The organism is Streptomyces sp. NPDC093984, from assembly GCF_044764595.1.
GTDB lineage: Bacteria > Actinomycetota > Actinomycetes > Streptomycetales > Streptomycetaceae > Streptomyces > Streptomyces cynarae.
Map to the genome: position 1 here is coordinate 1,655,727 of NZ_JBIWIM010000001.1, position 18,450 is coordinate 1,674,176.

The 18,450-nt window shown below is 70.9% G+C and carries 15 protein-coding genes; 4 read left to right on the forward strand and 11 right to left on the reverse strand.

Annotated features, from left to right (window positions below):
- Positions 1–48 precede the first annotated feature (48 nt).
- A complete protein-coding gene (locus tag ACIRC0_RS07425) occupies positions 49–684 on the forward strand; it encodes a hypothetical protein (RefSeq protein ID WP_403612458.1) in 636 nt (211 codons plus the stop codon).
- Positions 685–1,154: 470 nt separating this feature from the next.
- Here the strand turns inward: ACIRC0_RS07425 and ACIRC0_RS07430 are convergent, their stop codons facing one another.
- From ACIRC0_RS07430 to ACIRC0_RS07440, 3 genes are all read right to left on the reverse strand, one after another.
- Entirely contained in the window at positions 1,155–1,757 is a 603-nt protein-coding gene (locus tag ACIRC0_RS07430; protein ID WP_403612460.1) for a hypothetical protein, read from the reverse strand.
- 69 nt (positions 1,758–1,826) lie between these two features.
- On the reverse strand, positions 1,827–2,528 hold the full coding sequence (locus tag ACIRC0_RS07435; RefSeq protein ID WP_403612463.1) for a ribonuclease HII: 702 nt from the start codon (positions 2,526–2,528) through the stop codon (positions 1,827–1,829).
- Positions 2,529–2,667: 139 nt separating this feature from the next.
- Positions 2,668–3,291 carry a TetR/AcrR family transcriptional regulator gene (locus tag ACIRC0_RS07440; RefSeq protein ID WP_403612465.1) on the reverse strand — a complete coding sequence of 208 codons (624 nt, stop codon included), beginning with the start codon at positions 3,289–3,291 and terminating at the stop codon, positions 2,668–2,670.
- 175 nt (positions 3,292–3,466) lie between these two features.
- Here ACIRC0_RS07440 and ACIRC0_RS07445 point away from each other — a divergent pair, with 175 nt between their 5' ends.
- The gene (locus ACIRC0_RS07445) at positions 3,467–5,014 is read left to right on the forward strand and encodes an MFS transporter (RefSeq protein ID WP_403612467.1); all 1,548 of its coding nucleotides are present in this window, start codon (positions 3,467–3,469) and stop codon (positions 5,012–5,014) included.
- 146 nt (positions 5,015–5,160) lie between these two features.
- Here the strand turns inward: ACIRC0_RS07445 and ACIRC0_RS07450 are convergent, their stop codons facing one another.
- From ACIRC0_RS07450 to ACIRC0_RS07460, 3 genes are all read right to left on the reverse strand, one after another.
- Positions 5,161–6,066: an ADP-ribosylglycohydrolase family protein gene (locus tag ACIRC0_RS07450; protein ID WP_403612470.1), complete on the reverse strand. Its 906-nt coding sequence runs from the start codon at positions 6,064–6,066 to the stop codon at positions 5,161–5,163.
- A gap of 12 nt (positions 6,067–6,078) precedes the next feature.
- Positions 6,079–6,738 (reverse strand): histidine phosphatase family protein, encoded by a 660-nt coding sequence (locus tag ACIRC0_RS07455; protein ID WP_103841380.1) that lies wholly within the window; start codon positions 6,736–6,738, stop codon positions 6,079–6,081.
- A 111-nt stretch (positions 6,739–6,849) separates the two neighbouring features.
- Positions 6,850–7,455 (reverse strand): YdbC family protein, encoded by a 606-nt coding sequence (locus ACIRC0_RS07460; RefSeq protein ID WP_403612474.1) that lies wholly within the window; start codon positions 7,453–7,455, stop codon positions 6,850–6,852.
- 128 nt (positions 7,456–7,583) lie between these two features.
- On the opposite strand from ACIRC0_RS07460, the gene ACIRC0_RS07465 reads away from it, so the two are divergent.
- Positions 7,584–8,138 carry a TerD family protein gene (locus tag ACIRC0_RS07465; RefSeq protein ID WP_403612476.1) on the forward strand — a complete coding sequence of 185 codons (555 nt, stop codon included), beginning with the start codon at positions 7,584–7,586 and terminating at the stop codon, positions 8,136–8,138.
- A gap of 58 nt (positions 8,139–8,196) precedes the next feature.
- Here the strand turns inward: ACIRC0_RS07465 and ACIRC0_RS07470 are convergent, their stop codons facing one another.
- Together ACIRC0_RS07470 and nrdR are read right to left on the reverse strand one after the other, a co-directional pair.
- A complete protein-coding gene (locus ACIRC0_RS07470) occupies positions 8,197–11,085 on the reverse strand; it encodes a vitamin B12-dependent ribonucleotide reductase (protein WP_403612479.1) in 2,889 nt (962 codons plus the stop codon).
- Between the two features lie 150 nt (positions 11,086–11,235).
- A complete protein-coding gene (gene nrdR, locus ACIRC0_RS07475) occupies positions 11,236–11,796 on the reverse strand; it encodes a transcriptional regulator NrdR (protein ID WP_403612481.1) in 561 nt (186 codons plus the stop codon).
- 523 nt (positions 11,797–12,319) lie between these two features.
- On the opposite strand from nrdR, the gene lexA reads away from it, so the two are divergent.
- Positions 12,320–13,099: a transcriptional repressor LexA gene (gene lexA / locus ACIRC0_RS07480; RefSeq protein ID WP_103841370.1), complete on the forward strand. Its 780-nt coding sequence runs from the start codon at positions 12,320–12,322 to the stop codon at positions 13,097–13,099.
- A 218-nt stretch (positions 13,100–13,317) separates the two neighbouring features.
- On the opposite strand, the gene ACIRC0_RS07485 is transcribed toward lexA, so the two are convergent.
- From ACIRC0_RS07485 to ACIRC0_RS07495, 3 genes are all read right to left on the reverse strand, one after another.
- Positions 13,318–15,291 (reverse strand): ATP-dependent DNA helicase, encoded by a 1,974-nt coding sequence (locus tag ACIRC0_RS07485; RefSeq protein WP_403612483.1) that lies wholly within the window; start codon positions 15,289–15,291, stop codon positions 13,318–13,320.
- Positions 15,292–15,435: 144 nt separating this feature from the next.
- On the reverse strand, positions 15,436–16,212 hold the full coding sequence (locus tag ACIRC0_RS07490) for a GNAT family N-acetyltransferase (RefSeq protein ID WP_403612486.1): 777 nt from the start codon (positions 16,210–16,212) through the stop codon (positions 15,436–15,438).
- A 70-nt stretch (positions 16,213–16,282) separates the two neighbouring features.
- Entirely contained in the window at positions 16,283–18,259 is a 1,977-nt protein-coding gene (locus ACIRC0_RS07495; RefSeq protein WP_403612779.1) for an IucA/IucC family protein, read from the reverse strand.
- Positions 18,260–18,450: the final 191 nt, after the last annotated feature.

Genomic DNA, 18,450 nt, shown 5'->3' on the forward strand with positions numbered 1-18,450 from the left:
CAGTCCCACCCCGCCCGCACTGTGGGCGCGTCAGCCGAAGGGAGGATCGTGACCTTCGGATTCGCTCCGTCCTCGGCGGCATCCCTGGCAGATTCCGCCGACCCGTCCGCCGCTTCCGCCCATCCCGTGGCCCGACTGCTCGAGCCGGCGGAGTGGGCGGCCGCCGAGATTCCCCTGCTGCGCAACCCCCGCGAAGTCGTCAGCGGGCTGCACGCCCGGCACCGGCCACGCCCCTCCACGGCCGTGGTGGCCGTCCTGGATCCTGAGGAACGACTGTGCGCCAGCGCGTCGTTCACCCGGCGTCCCGCCCCGGCGGACGGGTGGGTGTTCCGCAACGCGCTGCTGGCCCAGTTGCGCCGGGTCATCCCCCACGACCTGCGGCGCCGGACGCCGGTGCGCACGGCGGTGCTGCTCTACTGCCGTGAGGGCGACACACGGTGGACGGAGGAGGACGGCGCGTGGATGTGGGGCCTGCGCGACGCATGCACGTTGCACGGGCTGCGCTGTGGTGCGTACATCACGCTGACGCGCGATGGCTGGCAGGTTCTCGGCGAGGACCGCGGGGGCCGCCGCCCCAACGCGGAGTCGACGCCCGAGGAGTTCGATCCGGCGGGCATACCGCTGCAACAGCCTCGCACCGGGGGCACTTCCTCGGACCTGATGCGCCGGGCCGCCGCCCGCTGAGCGGCACGGCACCGTCGCAGCGCCGCCGGGAGCGGCGACGCACGACGACGGAAGCCTCCACACCACCAGCTCGTGGGTCACTCGCCAGGAGGCGGCGGCCGCTCGCGGCGCCCCCGTTTCCGCGAACAGGCCACGCACCGGAAGAGCACGGAAGTCGCCCACGCCAGTAGCCTGAGGAAACCGTTCGCCTCTACGGCGGCACCGACGGCCGATACGGCGGCACTGCCCGCCGACATCGTCAGTGCCCACCGACGTGCGTCAGCGCCCAGCCGACATGTGTCAACGCCAGCCGACATGCGTCAGTGACCACCGACACCGGGAGCCCGACCACAGAAGGGCATGGCGAAGAGAGCGCCGTTCGGGGTGCCGTCGGCGCTGCACTCACCGCCGCGGCGGCCGAAGCCCGAACCGGCTACCCGGCTCGGTCCCCGGCGCGAAGGGCTGGACGCGAGCGGACCGGGTCGGTCCGCTCAGACGCCCGCGCCCAGCACCGAGTTGATCTGCTTCGGGTCGCCGCAGACGATCAGCAGGGCACCGGACCGGCTGAGCGCCAGCGGAAGCGTCGCTGCGACAGTGGCGTCGGCACCGCCGTTGACGGCGACCACGACCACCGGTCGGGCCGCGGCACGGGAGGCCACCGAGGCGTCGGCGTAGAAGACGTCGTCACCGGCGTCGTGCTGCGCCCAGTAGGCGGCCTCACCGAAGGACAGTTCGTGCGCGGCCCACGGGTGCGGCTCGCCGGTGGTGATCACCAGCACGTCACCAGGGGCGCGACCGGACTCCAGCAGCAGGTCGACGGCTTCCTCGGCGGCATCCAGCGCACCCTCGGCGGAGGCCGGGATCAGCTGGATCTGTGGAGTGGAGGCGGAAACGGACGGTCCGGGCTTGGCCGGCTCGCGCGGGGTGCGCTGGGCCGGCATCGGCCGGATGGGCCCCGGACGTCCGGGGCGGGCAGGGGCCGCGGGGCGGGGGCCCGGTACGGGACGGGGGGTCGGCGCGGTACGGCCGCCGGCCGTGGCGCGGGGACCCTGGGCACTCTCGTGAATCTGAGGCTCCTCGGGAATGAGAGGCATGAGCTGATTTTTATCAAACGCCGAAGCGACCGGCGTCGGCGGGTGGCACGTCAGTGCGACCGGAACCGGTCAGAAGTCGAAGCCGAGCTGGCCCTCGATTTCCGGAACGCTTCCGTCCGCCCAGCTGCGGACCTTCTTGAGGTGCCGCCACTGGGGCAGCGCATCAAGATACGCCCACGACAAGCGGTGGTACGGGGTGGGGCCCCGTTCCTCCAGCGCGGCCTTGTGCACCGGTGACGGATAACCGGCGTTGGCCGCAAAACCGAAGTCTGCATGGTCGATACCCAGTTCGGCCATCATTTTGTCGCGGTGAACCTTGGCTATCACCGAGGCCGCCGCGACCGCCACGCACGACCGGTCGCCCTTGATCACCGTACGGACCTTCCAGGGCGCGCCGAGGTAGTCGTACTTCCCGTCGAGGATGACGGCGTCGGGGCGGACGGGCAGCGACTCGAGGGCGCGTACCGCCGCGAGCCGCAGGGCGGCCGTCATCCCGAGGTCGTCGATCTCCTCGGGGGAGGCGTGACCTAGGGCGTAGGCCGTGACCCACGTCCGCAGCAGCTCGGCGAGTTCGGTGCGCCGCTTGACGGTCAGCAGCTTGGAGTCGGTGAGGCCCTCGGGCGGTCGGCGCAGACCCGTGACCGCCGCGCAGACGGTGACGGGACCGGCCCACGCACCGCGCCCCACCTCGTCGACACCGGCGATGACCTTCGCTCCGGTCGTTGCGCGGAGGGAGCGCTCGACGGTGTGAGTAGGTGGTTCGTACGGCATGGCGCCCTTAGCGTACGCCGCCGGGATCGCCGTGCGACACCCCGGTTTCCCCGGGCGACGGCACACGCGCCGGCGGCCGCCCGGAAGGACGGCGACAGCACCGCCGCATCCGGGCCGTCGCGGCGTCCCGGGAGCCGGATCAGTCCCCCACCGGACGCAGCAGCGGGATCATCAGCCGGTCGATCATCTCCTCGATCTCCTGGTCACTCCATTCGCAGGCGTTAATTTTCGTGCGATACATCATCATCGCCGGCATGACGTCGAAGACATATCCGTTCGCGGCGTCGGACCGCACCTCTCCCCGCTCGATTCCATGCGTGATGACCTGACGCAGCAACCTGACGCTCGGCTCGATGACGCCCTCATAGATCACACCCTGGAAACGCTCCGCCTCTAGGGTGTCGCATTCGTGAATGACTGAACGCAGGGCGAATCCGGGGCGCGAGTACATGGCGTCGCGGGCCTGCCGGCACAGGGCCAGCAGGTCCTCCCGCAGGGTCCCGAGGTCGGGCGCCTCGTCGAAGCGCGGCAGTCCGGCCTGGAGCGCGTCCGCGACGAGGTCCTCCTTGGACGGCCAGCGGCGGTAGACCGCCGCCTTGCCGGTCTGCGCACCGGCGGCGACGCCCTCCATCGTCAGGCCCTTCCAGCCGACCGTGCTGAGCTGCTCGAGCGTGGCGTCGAGGATCGCGCGTTCGAGCACGGCACCACGCCGGCGGAGCGAGGCCGGTCGGGGAGAGGCGGCCGTCCAGGACGAAGTACCCATCTGCGTTTCTCCGTTGAGCAGCGGAAGCGGGGATTCCGAGGATAGGGCGAGCAACTGGGCGGCGCAGCACGGCAACGAAGTCAGTGAACGCTTGCGTTCACTGACGGGGACTCACTACCGTGTGGCACGGAAAGTGAACGCGATCGTTCACTAACGCCTTCGTGGGGGACCCATCGTGACAACCTCTCCATTGATCGAGGACCAGAAGCCGAAAGCCGCCCGCCGGGAGGGGCGTCCCGGCATCGCACTCACCGTCATCGCGGCCTGCCAACTCATGGTGGTACTCGACGCGACGATTGTGAACATCGCGCTCCCGCACATTCAAGACGCGCTGAAGTTCAGCACGACCGACCTGACGTGGGTCGTCAGCGCCTACACGCTCACCTTCGGTGGCCTGCTGCTTCTCGGCGGGCGGGCCGGTGACATCCTCGGCCGGCGCCGGGTGTTCATGACGGGCATCCTGCTGTTCACCTTCGCCTCGCTGCTCGGCGGACTCGCCCAGGAGCCCTGGCAGTTGCTGGCCGCGCGCGCCCTGCAGGGCGTGGGTGGCGCGATCGCGTCGCCCACCTCACTGGCGCTGATCACCACCACGTTCGCCGAAGGCCCGGAGCGGAACCGGGCGTTCGGCGTCTTCGCCGCGGTCTCGGCCGGTGGCGGCGCGATCGGTCTGCTGACCGGCGGCATGCTCACGGAGTGGCTCGACTGGCGCTGGGTCCTCTTCGTCAACGTGCCCATCGGCGTGCTGATCGCCGTGCTCACACCGATGTACATCAATGAGTCCGAACGCCATCCGGGCCGCTTCGACATCGCGGGCGCCCTCACGTCGACGGCGGGCATGGCGTCGCTGGTGTACGGCTTCATCCGCGCCTCCGAGGACGGCTGGCGCGACAGCGTCACGATCGGGTCCTTCGCGGCGGCCGTGGTGCTGCTGCTGGCGTTCGCCCTCATCGAGAGGCGGGCCAGGGAGCCGATCACGCCGCTGCGGATGTTCGCCGACCGCAACCGCTCGGGCACGTACGTGATCATGTTGAGCCTGGCCGCGGCGATGTTCGGCATGTTCTTCTACATCGTGCTCTTCGTGCAGAACGTGCTGGGGTACACGCCGATCTCGGCGGGCGTGGCCTTCCTGCCGGTCACGGTGGCGATCGTGATCGGCGCCGGCCTCTCGCAGCGGTTCCTGCCGGTGCTCGGCCCCAAGCCGTTCATGCTGGTGGGCGCGACGCTCGTGACGATCGGGCTCGGCTGGCAGGCGTTGATCAAGCCCGACAGCTCGTACGCGGGCGGTGTGCTCGGCCCCATGCTGGTGTTCGGCTTCGGGATGGGCCTGAACTTCGTGACGCTGACGCTCACCGCGGTCTCCGGCGTCGCCCAGCACGAGGCCGGGGCGGCCTCCGGTCTGCTCAACACCACCCAGCAGGTGGGCGGTTCGCTCGGTCTGTCGATCCTGACCACGGTGTTCGGCACGGCGAGCAGGGACGAGGCGGGCAAGCAACTGCCGAAGTTCCTGGCGAACGGCACGGCGGAGCAGAAGGCGGAGTTCGCCAAGACGCACCGGTTGCCGGCTCCGTGGGGGAACGAGGTGCTCGCCCACGGCATATCGACGGCCTTCGTGCCAGCCGCCGCGATGGCGATCGTGGCTCTGGTCACGGCCGCGGTGGTCATCCGGGTACGCAAGAGCGACCTGGAGGCCCTGGCGGGCACGGCAGGCCCGGCCGCCGGCTGAATGTCCCCACCGTCGTTGTCCTCCGCCGCGCAACCGGAGGACAACGACGGCCGGGCGCCCGGGGCGGCGACGGTGAGGGAGCCGGTCCGGCTGTCGGCGGGCAGCCGGCCCCGCGGGTGGGAATTCCGCTCAGCGGTCCCCGCCGGCTACGAAAGCGACGGCGCCCACTCCGGCAGCCGCTCCGTTCGCTCCAGCCACTCCACCGGCGGAGCCCCCGCCTTCCCGGCGGCCACCACTCCGCCGACGATCGCGCACGTCGTGTCCATGTCGCCGCCCACCTGGGCGGTGGTCCAGAACGCCTTCGGGTAGTCACCGAGGGCGCGCGCGGCCGACCACAGCGCGAACGGCACCGTGTCGTGCGCCGTCGTACGCCGCCCGCAGCCGAGCACGGCCGCGACCGTCGTCGCGTCGCCGTAGTCCAGCATGTCCCGCGCCCGCCGCAGCCCCGCCGCGACGGCGCTCCTCGGTACCAGCGCGATCACCCCGTCGAGCAGGGCCTCGGCGCTCGGCGGCCCCGCCGGATCGGCGACGAGGGCGGCCGCCGCGGCCACGGCCATGGCACCGGCCACGGCCTCGCGGTGCTGGTGCGTCGTGTACGCGGAGATCTCCGCCTGATGGGTCGCCTGCTCCGGGTCGTCGGCGTACCAGGCACCGAGCGGCGCGATCCGCATCGCCGCCCCGTTGCCCCACGATCCCTGCCCCTTGAACAGCGCGGCCGCCAGCTCGCGCCAGTCGCCGCCCTCCCGGACGAGCCTCAGCAGGCGGCCCACCGCCGGCCCGTAGCCGCGGTCGAAGTCGTGGTGCTCGGCGAAGGAGCGGGCCAGCTCGTCCTGGTCGATGCGCTGGTGCGTGGCCAGCACGGCCACCACCGAACAGGCCATCTCGGTGTCGTCCGTCCACTGCCACACGCCCGGCGGCAGCTCGCGGCGCTGGAGGAGCGGATAGTTTGCGGGAACGAAGAACTGTGAGCCCAGCGCGTCCCCCACCGCGAGTCCGCGCAGACAGGCGAGCGCGCGCTCCAGGCGGCCGAGCGGAGAGAAGTCAGAGGTCATCGCCCTGCCACTCTAACCGGTGACCCAGTACGGATCCGGGTCTCGCCAGCGGTCGAAGGGCCGGTCGAGCCTGTACTTGCCGTTCTCCTGCAGCAGGAGCATGCGCGTCTCGCCGTTCCCGGGGTTGGACAGCGACTCGAATTCCGCGACCGTCCAGTGGAACCAGCGCATGCAGAACAGCCGCATGGCGAGCCCGTGGGTCACCAGGAGCACGTTCGGCGGGTGGTCGGGCTCCTCGAAGCTGCGGAACAGGCTCTCCAGGAAGCCGCCCACCCGGTCGTACACGTCGGCGCCGGACTCGCCCTGCGCGAAGCGGTAGAAGAAGTGCCCGTAGGCGTCGCGGTACGCCTTCTGCAGCCGTACGTCCTCGCGGTCCTGCCAGTTCCCCCAGTCCTGCTCGCGCAGCCGGGGCTCCTCGCGCACACGGACGAGGTCGGGGTCGAGGTGGAAGGCGCGGAGCGTCTCATGGGTGCGGCGGTACGGGGAGACGTACACGCTGACGCGTTCCCTGCCGAAGAGCTCCCGCAGCCGCTTGCCCGTCTCCTCCGCCTGCCGCCATCCCCTCTCGGTGAGCGGCAGCGCGTGGTCGGGCTCGCGCTCGTACACGGAGTCATCGGCGTTCCCCACCGACTCGCCGTGCCGGACAAGGACGATGCGCCGTGGTCGTGCCATGCCAAAACCCTAGATCGAGTGACGGCCGAACGGGCACCTGAGGGCCTCCATAAGGCGCAGGTCACACCGGAGCCACACCAAGAGGTCCGTCCGGTTTCCAAACGGCGGACGTCAGACCGTCCACGTCGGCTCCAGCTCCACGATGTCCCCGGTGAGCGCCGCGACGTCCGCCTCCGTCTGTGCCCGCAGCGCCAGCCGCTCCACGCGCTCCTCCCGGTACTTGCCGTGCTCCGCCGCCGACTGCCACATGGAAAGGATCATGAACTCATGGCCCGGCGCCTCGCCGAAGAGTCCGCGGATCATGCCGGGTGAGCCCGCCATGGCCGGGTTCCACACCTTCTCCTGCATCAGCGCGAAGTGCTCGGCGCGCTCCTCGTGGACCCGGCAGTGCGCGACGCGCACCAGGTCGGCGTCGGTGAAGCGGGGCTCGAAGCCGGTCTTCACATCGAAGCGGTGGTCGAAGAGCCGGACCTGCTGGTCCTTGAACGTACCCGCCTGCGCGGCGGCCAGCCGGTCGTGCGAGCGCGCCATGAACGAGTCGTAGAAGGCGCGGCTCTCCCAGAACGCGAAGATGTGCGCCACGCCGGGCCTGACCCGGCTGAAACCCCCGCCCTGTCCCCTGAAGCCCGGCTCCCCCAGAAGCCCCGCCCACTTTCGCTGCCCCCGTTCGAAACCGCGGCGGTCGACCACGGTGCAGCGAATCCACTTGACCAGCACCGCGCCATCGTAAGGCCAGCTTGCGTGGCGTTGGTCACGCTCCCGCGGAGTGCACCCGAGCGAGCGCCCCGCGCGCGAGGCACAATGGACAACTGGCGCTCATGGAACGGGAGTTCCCACAAGGGCGGATGACTACGGGGAGGGGATGGGAGATGACCGGTCTCAACAAGGGCATCCGCAAGGTCGAATTGGCGGTGAAGTGGGACCCGAGTCCCTCCGACCAGCCGCCCACCGACCTCGATATCGTGGCCGCGACCTATCTGGCGGATGACCCCTATGGGGCCCCCGCCTATGTGGTGCACTTCGACAGCCGCTCCCCCGACGGCACGATCTATCTCAACCGCGACAGCCTGGACGGCAAGGGCTTCGGCTGGGACGAGGTCATGACCGCGGAGCTGTACCGGCTCGACGGCCGGTACGCGCGCGTGGTGGTCGGCGTCGCCATCCAGCAGCGAGCCGGACGCAGGACGTTCGTCGGCGTCCTGAACCCGGCGCTGCGGGTCCGCGAGGACTACAACGTGCTCGCCGAGGACGACTTCGGGGGCGTCCTCGGCGCCACGGCGGCGAGGGTGGCGGAGTTCGTGCGCGACTCCTCCGGGGAGTGGACGTTCCACCCGGGCGTCCACGGCTTCGACACGGACCCGGAGGGCTTCGCCCACGTCATGGGCCGGCCGCTCTCCTAGGGCCTGTCCACGCCGAAGGGCGGCACGACCGGTGGTCGTGCCGCCCTTCGGGTGCCGGTCAGCTGCAGCCGCTCGTGGAGCCGCAGCCCTCGCAGATGTAGCAGGAGCCCGCCCGCTGCATCTTCGTGCCGCAGGAGAAGCACAGCGGGGCGTCCGCCTGGATGCCCAGCTGCATCTCCACCAGCTCGGCGCTGGTGTGCGCCTGCTTCGGGGCCGGCTTGGCCGCGGCGGACTCCGTCCTCGGCGTGGCGACCGCCTTCAGCTCCTGGGTGCGCGGAGCCGACTGGGCCAGGCCCTCGACGTCGACCTCCTCGTCGTCGATCGGCTCGTACGAACCGGTCTCCAGGTGGCGCTGACGCTCCTCGGCGGAGTGGATGCCGAGCGCCGAGCGCGTCTCGAAGGGCAGGAAGTCCAGCGCCAGACGGCGGAAGATGTAGTCGACGATCGACTGCGCCATCCGCACGTCCGGGTCGTCCGTCATACCGGCCGGCTCGAAGCGCATGTTGGTGAACTTGGAGACGTACGTCTCCAGCGGCACGCCGTACTGCAGGCCCACCGAGACGGCGATGGAGAAGGCGTCCATCATGCCCGCGAGGGTCGAGCCCTGCTTGGACATCTTCAGGAAGACCTCGCCGAGACCGTCGTCCGGGTAGGAGTTGGCGGTCATGTAGCCCTCGGCGCCGCCGACGGTGAAGGAGGTGGTGATGCCGGGACGGCCCTTCGGGAGGCGCTTGCGGACCGGGCGGTACTCGACGACCTTCTCGACCGTCGGCTCCGCGACGGGCTGCTCGGCCGGCTTCTCGGCGGTCTCCTTCTTCTTGGCGGAGAGGGGCTGGCCGACCTTGCAGTTGTCTCGGTAGATCGCGAGCGCCTTGATGCCCATCTTCCAGGCCTCGAAGTAGATCTCCTCGACTTCCTCGACGGTCGCCGACTCCGGCATGTTGACCGTCTTGGAGATGGCGCCGGAGATCCACGGCTGGATCGCGGCCATCATGCGGACGTGGCCCATCGGGGAGATGGCGCGCTCGCCCATGGCGCAGTCGAAGACCTCGTAGTGCTCCGGCTTGAGGCCCGGAGCGTCGATCACATTGCCGTGCTCGGCGATGTGGGCGACGATCGCCTCGATCTGCTCCTCCTGGTAGCCGAGGCGGCGCAGCGCCTGCGGCACGGTGCCGTTGACGATCTGCATCGAGCCGCCGCCGACCAGCTTCTTGAACTTGACCAGCGCCAGGTCCGGCTCGACACCGGTGGTGTCGCAGCCCATGGCGAGACCGATGGTGCCGGTCGGGGCGAGGACGGACGCCTGGGAGTTGCGGAATCCGTTCTTCTCGCCGATCCGCAGCACGTCCTGCCAGGCCTCGGTGGCCGCGGCCCACACCGGGGTGTCGAGGTCGTCCATGCGGACGGCGGTGGCGTTGGCGTCGGAGTGCTGCTTCATGACGCGCAGGTGCGCCTGCTCGTTGCGGGCGTAGCCGTCGTACGGGCCGACGACCGCGGCGAGTTCGGCGGAGCGGCGGTAGGCGGTGCCGGTCATCAGGGAGGTGATGGCACCGGCGAGGGCGCGGCCGCCGTCGGAGTCGTAGGCGTGGCCGGTCGCCATGAGCAGGGCGCCCAGGTTGGCGTAGCCGATGCCGAGCTGACGGAAGGCGCGGGTGTTCTCGCCGATCTTCTGGGTCGGGAAGTCCGCGAAGCAGATCGAGATGTCCATCGCGGTGATGACCAGCTCGACGACCTTCGAGAAGCGCTCGACGTCGAAGGACTGGTTGCCCTTGCCGTCGTCCTTCAGGAACTTCATCAGGTTCAGCGAGGCGAGGTTGCAGGACGTGTTGTCCAGGTGCATGTACTCGCTGCACGGGTTCGAGCCGTTGATACGGCCGGACTCCGGGCACGTGTGCCAGTGGTTGATCGTGTCGTCGTACTGGATGCCCGGGTCGGCGCAGGCCCAGGCGGCCTCGGCCATCTTGCGGAACAGGGCCTTGGCGTCGACCTCCTCGATGACCTCACCCGTCATGCGGGCGCGCAGGCCGAACTTCTCGCCGCTCTCGACGGCCTTCATGAAGGTGTCGTTGACGCGGACGGAGTTGTTGGCGTTCTGGTACTGGACGGAGGTGATGTCCTCGCCGCCGAGGTCCATGTCGAAGCCCGCGTCGCGCAGGGCGCGGATCTTCTCCTCCTCCTTCACCTTGGTCTCGATGAAGTCCTCGACGTCCGGGTGGTCGACGTCCAGGATGACCATCTTGGCGGCGCGGCGGGTGGCGCCGCCCGACTTGATCGTCCCCGCGGAGGCGTCGGCGCCGCGCATGAAGGAGACCGGGCCGGAGGCGTTGCCGCCGGAGGAGAGCAGCTCCTTGGAGGAGCGGATGCGGGAGAGGTTCAGGCCGGCGCCGGAGCCGCCCTTGAAGATCATGCCCTCTTCCTTGTACCAGTCGAGGATCGACTCCATGGAGTCGTCGACGGACAGGATGAAGCAGGCGGAGACCTGCTGGGGCTGGGCCGTGCCGACGTTGAACCAGACGGGGCTGTTGAAGCTGAAGATCTGGTGCAGGAGGGCGTACGCCAGTTCGTGCTCGAAGATCTCCGCGTCGGCGGGCGAGGCGAAGTACTTGTAGTCCTCACCGGCCTTCCGGTAGGTCTTCACGATGCGGTCGATCAGCTGCTTGAGGCTGGTCTCGCGCTGGGGGGTGCCGACGGCACCGCGGAAGTACTTGCTGGTGACGATGTTGACCGCGTTCACCGACCAGAACTCGGGGAACTCGACGCCACGCTGCTCGAAGTTGACCGAGCCGTCGCGCCAGTTGGTCATGACGACATCACGGCGCGCCCATTCGACCTCGTCGTACGGGTGCACGCCCGGGGTCGTGTGGATGCGCTCGATCCGCAGCCCCTTGGTGGCCTTGGCGCCCTTCGCTCGGGAACCTCGTGCCGGACCGCTCGCCGTCTCTGTCATGCCGCCTCCCTGTATCGGGCAAAAACGCCCTGAAGTGCCCTTTTCTTCCCATGGCACGGTGTTGTGTCTGCTTGTCACGCGCATCCTGCGCGGGCGCGCGTGACGGGTCTGTGTGCGCCGCCGACGGGGCCGACCGGGTCGGCCCGCCCGTCAGTCGGCGGCGGTGGCGGGCTGGAGGGCGTCGGCCGCCCCTCCGGGCCCGCGGTCGGTTCCCTGGCGCTCCGCGTCAGTGATCTCGTGGTCGTCTTCGTCCACGGCGGTGCGCTCCCGCTGCTGCCTGAGTTCCGCGATGGCGGCCTCGAAGTCCTCCAGCGAGTCGAACGCCCGGTAAACGGACGCGAACCGCAGGTAGGCGACGAGGTCGAGCTCCTGCAAGGGGCCGAGTATGGCCAGACCCACGTCGTGGGTGGTCAGTTCGGCGCTCCCGGTGGCCCGCACGGCCTCCTCGACCCGCTGACCGAGCTGGGCGAGTGCGTCCTCGGTGACAGGCCGCCCCTGGCATGCCTTGCGCACGCCGTTGATGACCTTGGTACGACTGAAGGGCTCGGTGACTCCGGACCGCTTGACCACCATCAGCGAACAGGTCTCCACGGTCGTGAAACGACGGGAGCAGTCGGGGCACTGGCGGCGCCTGCGGATGGACGTGCCGTCATCGGTCGTACGGCTGTCGACGACGCGGCTGTCCGGGTGCCTGCAGAAGGGGCAGTGCATGGCTCCATCCCTCCTTTTCAGCACGACGCATAGACCTCATGGGTCTCACCGGCCCCATGAAGCAGCCCCAAGCATAGGCGATCTCGGTGACCGCGAAGACCGGGGGGACCACAACTTGTGGGTCACTACTGCAATCCAACCACTACATGTAGCGATTGGCTCGTACATTCGGCGGCGACACGCGCGCCACGGCTGTCTTGGCAGGTGCCGCACGGCCATACCCGTTCGGACCATGCGCGGATACGGTGGACGCCACATGGAGAAGCGGGGCCGGTACGCGGCCCGCGGCGCATCGGATGGCAGACTGGGCGCTGTCCGTGGCGGCCCACAAGGCCCTCGCCCCGGCGGTGAAGAGTACAGCAGCGGGCACTTCCGTCTGCCGGAAGCGGTGTCGGCCAATACACCCGGAGACCTGATCACGTCAGGCAATTCCCGGTTTTTCACTCGAACGTGTGTTTGGCGCAACCTTTCGAAAGCAACTACCGTTGTGCTGCACGGGAGACCATCGAGAGGGGCCGACGACGTGACCACCACCGCAGACAGTGCCACCATCACTGCCCAGGACCGCTCCCAGGGCCGACTCGAGCCGGTGCATGCCATGAACGAAGCCACGAACCCGGAGGGACCGAAGAGGTCCCTGCCCGGCCGACCTCCAGGCATCCGGGCGGACAGCTCCGGGCTGACCGAGCGGCAGCGCCGGGTGATCGAGGTCATCCGGGACTCGGTACAGCGGCGCGGCTACCCGCCGTCGATGCGGGAGATCGGCCAGGCCGTCGGCCTCTCCAGCACCTCATCGGTCGCACATCAGCTGATGGCACTGGAGCGCAAGGGTTTCCTGCGCCGTGACCCGCACCGTCCGCGCGCGTACGAGGTGCGCGGCTCCGACCAGGCGTCCTCCGTGCAGCCCACCGACACCGCGGGCAAGCCCGCCGCGTCGTACGTCCCCCTGGTCGGCCGGATCGCGGCCGGCGGCCCCATCCTCGCCGAGGAGTCGGTCGAGGACGTCTTCCCGCTCCCGAGGCAGCTCGTCGGCGACGGTGAGCTCTTCGTCCTGAAGGTCGTCGGTGACTCCATGATCGAGGCTGCGATCTGTGACGGCGACTGGGTCACGGTCCGCCGCCAGCCCGTCGCGGAGAACGGTGACATCGTCGCCGCGATGCTCGACGGCGAGGCCACCGTGAAGCGGTTCAAGCGCGAGGACGGCCACGTCTGGCTGCTGCCGCACAACTCCGCGTACCAGCCGATCCCGGGCGACGAGGCGACGATCCTCGGCAAGGTGGTGGCGGTACTGCGGCGGGTGTGACCCTCCGCGGCGGGCGCACGGACGCCCGCCCCTGATCCGGGCCCCGGGACCCCTGCGCCGGTTCCGGGGCCCCATGCTGTCCGCGGCCGGGCACGCCGCGCACTCCGCCTTGCCCGCCACTGCACCGCCGCACACCGCACTCTTCCCTCCCCGCCATTGCGCCGGCGCGTGCCCTGGGCCCCAGCCTGCGCTGAGGGCGGCGCATGCGGGCGGGGAAGCTACGCTCCCTGGGCCTTCGCCGCCGCGTCGATCGCCGCCAGGGACTTCCGGACCTGGTTGCCGTCCGTCGTGTACCAGAAGTCCGGCAGCGACGCCTTCAGATAGCCGCCGTAGCGGGCCGTGGCGAGCCGCTGGTCCAGGACGGCGACCACACCTCTGTCTCCGGACGCCCGTACGAGCCGGCCGGCGCCCTGCGCCATCAGCAGCGCGGCGTGCGTGGCCGCGACGGCCATGAAGCCATTGCCCCCGGCCTCCTCGACGGCCTTCTGGCGGGCGCTCATCAGCGGGTCGTCGGGGCGCGGGAAGGGGATCTTGTCCATGACGACCAGCTGGCAGCTGGGCCCGGGGACGTCGACGCCCTGCCAGAGCGACAGCGTGCCGAAGAGGCACGTCCTCGGGTCCGCCGCGAAGTTCTTGATCAGCTCCCCGAGGGTCTCCTCGCCCTGGAGAACGATCGGGAACTCGGGGATACGGGTGCGCAGCTCCTCCGCGGCGAGCTGGGCGGCCCGCATCGACGAGAACAGGCCCAGGGTGCGGCCGCCGGCCGCCTGGATCAGCTCCGTCAGCTCGTCCAGCATGTCCGCGCGCTCGCCGTCCCGCGCGGGGCGTGACAAGTGCTTCGCGACATACAGGATGCCCTGCTTCGGATAGTCGAACGGGGAGCCGACGTCCACGCCCTTCCACTTCGGCGCCTCGTCGCCCTCCGTGCCCTCGGGGGCCAGGCCCAGGGACGCCCCGACGCCGTTGAAGTCGCCGCCCAGCTTCAGGGTGGCGGAGGTGAGGACGACCGAGCGGTCCGCGAACAGCTTCTCCCGCAGCAGCCCCGACACCGACATGGGGGCCACGCGCAGGGAGGCACCGAAGCGGTCATGGCGCTCGTACCAGACGACGTCCCACTCGGAGCCGTTGGTGATCCGCTCCGCCACGTCGTGCACGCTCTCCACGGAGGCGAGCGCCTGCTTGCGCACCGCGTCCTCGTCCTGGACGGACTTGTCACGGGTCGCGCCGATCGCGGAGATCACCGTGCGGCAGGCGTCGCGCAGCGCCATCAGTGCGTACGCAAGGTCCTCCGGGATCTCCTCCAGACGGCCGGGCAGGGCCAGCTCCATCAGCCGCTCGAAGCCCTCGGCCGCGGTCTGGAGCTGGTCGGCGGCCTTTTCGTTGACGAGTTTCGCCGCGCGGCGCACCGCACCGTTGACCTGGCCGGGGGTGAGCTCTCCGGTGGCGACGCCCGTCACCCGGGAGACCAGCTCGTGGGCCTCGTCGACGATCAGCACCTCGTGCTGCGGGAGGACCGGGGCACCCTCGATGGCGTCGATCGCGAGCAGCGCGTGATTGGTGACGACGACCTCGGCGAGCTTGGCCCGCTCACGGGCCGTCTCGGCGAAGCACTCGGCGCCGTACGCGCACTTCGAGGCGCCCAGGCACTCCCGGGACGACACCGACACCTGGGCCCAGGCGCGGTCGGAGACGCCGGGGGTGAGGTCGTCGCGGTCGCCGCTCTCCGTCTCCTCGGACCAGTCGCGCAGCCGCAGCAGGTCCTGGCCCAGTTTGCTGGTGGGCGCCGCGGCCTCGAACTGGTCGAAGAGGCCGTCCTCCTCGTCCTGCGGCACTCCCTCGTGCAGGCGGTGCAGGCACAGGTAGTTCGACCGGCCCTTGAGCATGGCGAACTCCGGGCGGCGGCGCAGCAGCGGGTGCAGCGCCTCCACCGTGCGCGGCAGATCCCGCTCGACGAGCTGCCGCTGCAGCGCCAGGGTGGCGGTCGCCACGACCACGCGCTCCCCGTGCGCGAGCGCCGGCACCAGATAGCCCAGCGACTTTCCGGTGCCGGTGCCGGCCTGGACCAGCAGATGGGAGCCGTCGTCGATCGCCTCCGCGACGGCCTGGGCCATGGCCACCTGGCCGGGGCGCTCCGTGCCGCCGACGGCTGCGACGGCTGCGTGGAGGAGTTCGGGGAGTGAGGGCTTTGTCATAGCGCGACCACCCTACGGTGCGGCACTGACAAACGGGCGCTGCATCCCTCGGCGCATGGAAGGCTCATGTGTGGTGCGGGGGCGCCGGGGTGGTGTGATGCGGGACGTACATCGTTACGCACAGTGATGACGATGGTGGAGGACCTAGAGCAGATGGCGCAGGGCCCGGTCCCGGACCATCAGGGCGGCCCGCTTGTCGGGCAGGTCGATCTCGGCGGAGAGACGGAAGCCGGCGCTCAGGAACGCGGCGACGGAGGGCGTGTTGCGCAGGTCGGGTTCGGCGACGACGCGAGCGCAGGAGGGACGCCGGTCGAGGACGAGGTCGGCGACGCAGCGGAGCAGTGCGGAGCCGAGGCCGCGCCCGCGGTCGGCGACACCGCCGATGAGGAGGTGGATTCCGGTGTCATGGGGACGCGCGGGGTAGTTGCGGGCCAGGGGGTCGAGGTCAGCGCGGTAGATCTCCCAGTAGCTCATGGGGGTGCCGTCCAGCACGCCGAGGCAGGGGACACTGCGTCCGTCACCGGCCAGTTGGGCGCGCAGGTGCCGCTCGGTCACCGAGGCGTCTCCGGCGAGTTCCCAGAAGACCGCCACGGCGGGGTCGTTCATCCAGCGCACGATCAGCGGGAGATCGCGGCCGAGGTGGACCGGCACGAGGTGGAAGACGCCCACGGGGGTGGTCGTGGCGCCCCAGTCGGCGACACGGTCGAGGAGGTCGTCGTCCGGCGGAAGGTCCGGCGTGCCCGGCTCCTCCCGGACGCGGAGCGCCAGGAACTCCCCGGGCAGCCGTAGATCGAGGGTTTCCTCGCAGTCGGAGCCGGAGTCCGGGCCGGTGCCGGATGGAGCGCCGGCTCCGGGGTCCGGGGCGGTGAGGGGCTCCACGGAGGCGGTGCCGGTGTCGGTGCTCGCGTCGGTGGGAGGCACGGCGACGCTCCTCTCATAAGACGGGACGGGTCATGTTCCTCGGGGATCGGGGCGGTGGGTTACGGCCGGGTCAGGGATGGAGGGGGTTGGTGATGGTGACGTAGACGGACTGGGTGTCGACCGGGCCGACGAGTTCGTCGAGGCCGTGCAGCCGGGTCAGCAGATTGGCCTTGCACCTGAGGACGGGTGAGTCGAGCAGGCGGGCCGGCAGGGACGTGCGCAGCCGGTCCGGACCGATGGCGGCGTCGGCGAGGAAGCGGCGGAAGGCGGCGAGCAACAGCGGCTCGTCGGCGAGGCGTTGGGAGCCGAAGGCCCCGATGAGACCGAGCACGTTGTTGATGCCGAGGTAGTAGGCGAAGCGTTCGTCGGTGACCTCGTCGGAGACGAACGTGTCGCTGTGTTCGCCGATGCCGGGCAGCCGTGCGTCGAGTTCGGCGCGGCGGGACGCGCGGAAGTAGTAGCCCTGGTTGTCGCGGTAGCGGCCGCCGGCGGGCCAGCCCTCGGCGTCCAGCAGGAGCACCGTGTTCTGCTGGTGTGCCTCCAGGGCGATGCCGGCCTCGCTGTCCAGCCAGAGCACCGGGCGGACCACGTGGTGGAGGTAGCGCAGGAACCACTCGATGGCGACGGCCCCCCGCGAGCGGCCGGTGCGCCCGGCGAGACGGGTGACGATCTCGGCGAGCCGGGAGCGCATGGCGGGCCGTCCGTCGGGGTGCGGGCGGGGCCGGGGCGAGACGAGCCCGGCGACGCAGGAGGCGTCGTCCGCCGGGGCGAAGGGGTTGTGGCGGATCACCACGTCGAGTCCGGCCACGGGGTTGCCGTCGTGATCGTCGACGGCGACCCAGGCCGGGTCGCGGACGATGTCGAAACCGGGGTGCGCCGCGCGCCACTGCTTGCCGAGGCCGCCGCGCAGCAGGCGGTGCACCTCGACGCCCCGGTGGAGTTCCTTGCGGAGGTTCTCCCGCCGGGAGTTGGTGATGCGCAGGCCCAGCGACAGCTTGAGCATCGCGGGAGCGCCCGAGCGGTGGACGGTGCGGACGGAGGAGGTGGGGTGCCAGGGCGTGCCGTGGGGGCCGAGGTCCCGGAGGAGTCCGGCGTCCAGCAGGGCGGCCGCCTCGGGGCGGTGCCGGATCTCGCGCGCCTGCCAGGGGTGCAGCGGCAGTGCGGTGAAGCCCTGAGGCAGCGGGAGATCCGGGCCGGCGAGCCGTTCGGTGAGCCGGTCGGCGGGCAGGGGCCGGCCGCCTTCCGTCCATGCCGAGTCGGCCGCGCACACCGAGGGCGCGACCGCGAACCAGTGCAGCGGGAAGGAGCCGCGCAGCTCGGGCGAGTAGAGCCGGGCCTCCGTGTCCGAGAGGCCCTCGCGGCTCTTGGCCGTGGGGTGCATCGGATGTCCGAGCAGCAGGGCCTGCTCGGCGGAGAGGAAGAGGTCCGCTCCGTCCGCGGGGCGCTCTCGGCGGTCGCTGAGGAAGGTGGCGGTACGGCGTGCGGAGTCGGCGACGCGGGCCAGCAGGTCGGTGACGTGGTTCGGCACGGCGCCCGGCGTCGGGGCCGGTGCTGCTCCGGCGGGGGCGGAGGCCGGGGCGGGGGCCGGTGCGGCCCCGGCGCCCGTCGTCTCCCGTGCCAGCAGTGCCGCCACCGTCACCGCGTCCACGGGCGGGGCCTGTTCCGGGGCGCCGGCCAGGCGGGGCGGGCCGAAGCGGTGCCAGCCGGTGGGGGACCAGTGGTGGACCGGGACGAGGAGGGCCGTGCCGCCGGCACGGAGCGGGATGCGCAGGGTGCCGTCGGCGGGAGCGGCGAGGTCGTTCTCGCGGACCCAGCAGCGGAGCAGGTTCTCCACGGTCGCGGCCTGGGCGGCCGTGTGCGGGTCGGGGTGGTCCAGAGGGTCCGCGGCGCTGCCGTGCGGCTCTTCGGCCTCCGGTGATGTCGCCTGCTGCGACGGCAGCCTGCCGGACCTCGGGGGCACGGTGACCTGCGCGTGGCCGGCGCGTGGCGTGGGGGCGGGGCAGTGCGTGGGGGCGGGGCAGTGACCGTCGGAGGCGGGGCGGTCCACGCCGTGGGCGGGGCCGTCGTGGGCGTGGCCGTCGTGGGCGTGGCCGTCGTGGGCGGGGCCGTCGTGGGCGGGGGTGGCGTTCAAGGCGTACCTCGTGAGTCGTTCCGGCTCGTCCGGCGACGGGCCGGGCGGTGCGGCAGCGGGTGCGGGTGCGGTGACCCCGGGACCGGTGAAGGTCGTTCCGGGGTCGA

Excerpts from the sequence above, each read along its gene's own strand:
- ACIRC0_RS07430 (WP_403612460.1), bottom strand. The coding sequence starts at position 1,757 with ATGCCTCTCATTCCCGAGGAGCCTCAGATTCACGAGAGTGCCCAGGGT.
- ACIRC0_RS07435 (WP_403612463.1), bottom strand. The coding sequence starts at position 2,528 with ATGCCGTACGAACCACCTACTCACACCGTCGAGCGCTCCCTCCGCGCA.
- ACIRC0_RS07440 (WP_403612465.1), bottom strand. The coding sequence starts at position 3,291 with ATGGGTACTTCGTCCTGGACGGCCGCCTCTCCCCGACCGGCCTCGCTC.
- ACIRC0_RS07450 (WP_403612470.1), bottom strand. The coding sequence starts at position 6,066 with ATGACCTCTGACTTCTCTCCGCTCGGCCGCCTGGAGCGCGCGCTCGCC.
- ACIRC0_RS07455 (WP_103841380.1), bottom strand. The coding sequence starts at position 6,738 with ATGGCACGACCACGGCGCATCGTCCTTGTCCGGCACGGCGAGTCGGTG.
- ACIRC0_RS07465 (WP_403612476.1), top strand. The coding sequence starts at position 7,584 with ATGACTACGGGGAGGGGATGGGAGATGACCGGTCTCAACAAGGGCATC.
- ACIRC0_RS07470 (WP_403612479.1), bottom strand. The coding sequence starts at position 11,085 with ATGACAGAGACGGCGAGCGGTCCGGCACGAGGTTCCCGAGCGAAGGGC.
- nrdR (WP_403612481.1), bottom strand. The coding sequence starts at position 11,796 with ATGCACTGCCCCTTCTGCAGGCACCCGGACAGCCGCGTCGTCGACAGC.
- ACIRC0_RS07485 (WP_403612483.1), bottom strand. The coding sequence starts at position 15,291 with ATGACAAAGCCCTCACTCCCCGAACTCCTCCACGCAGCCGTCGCAGCC.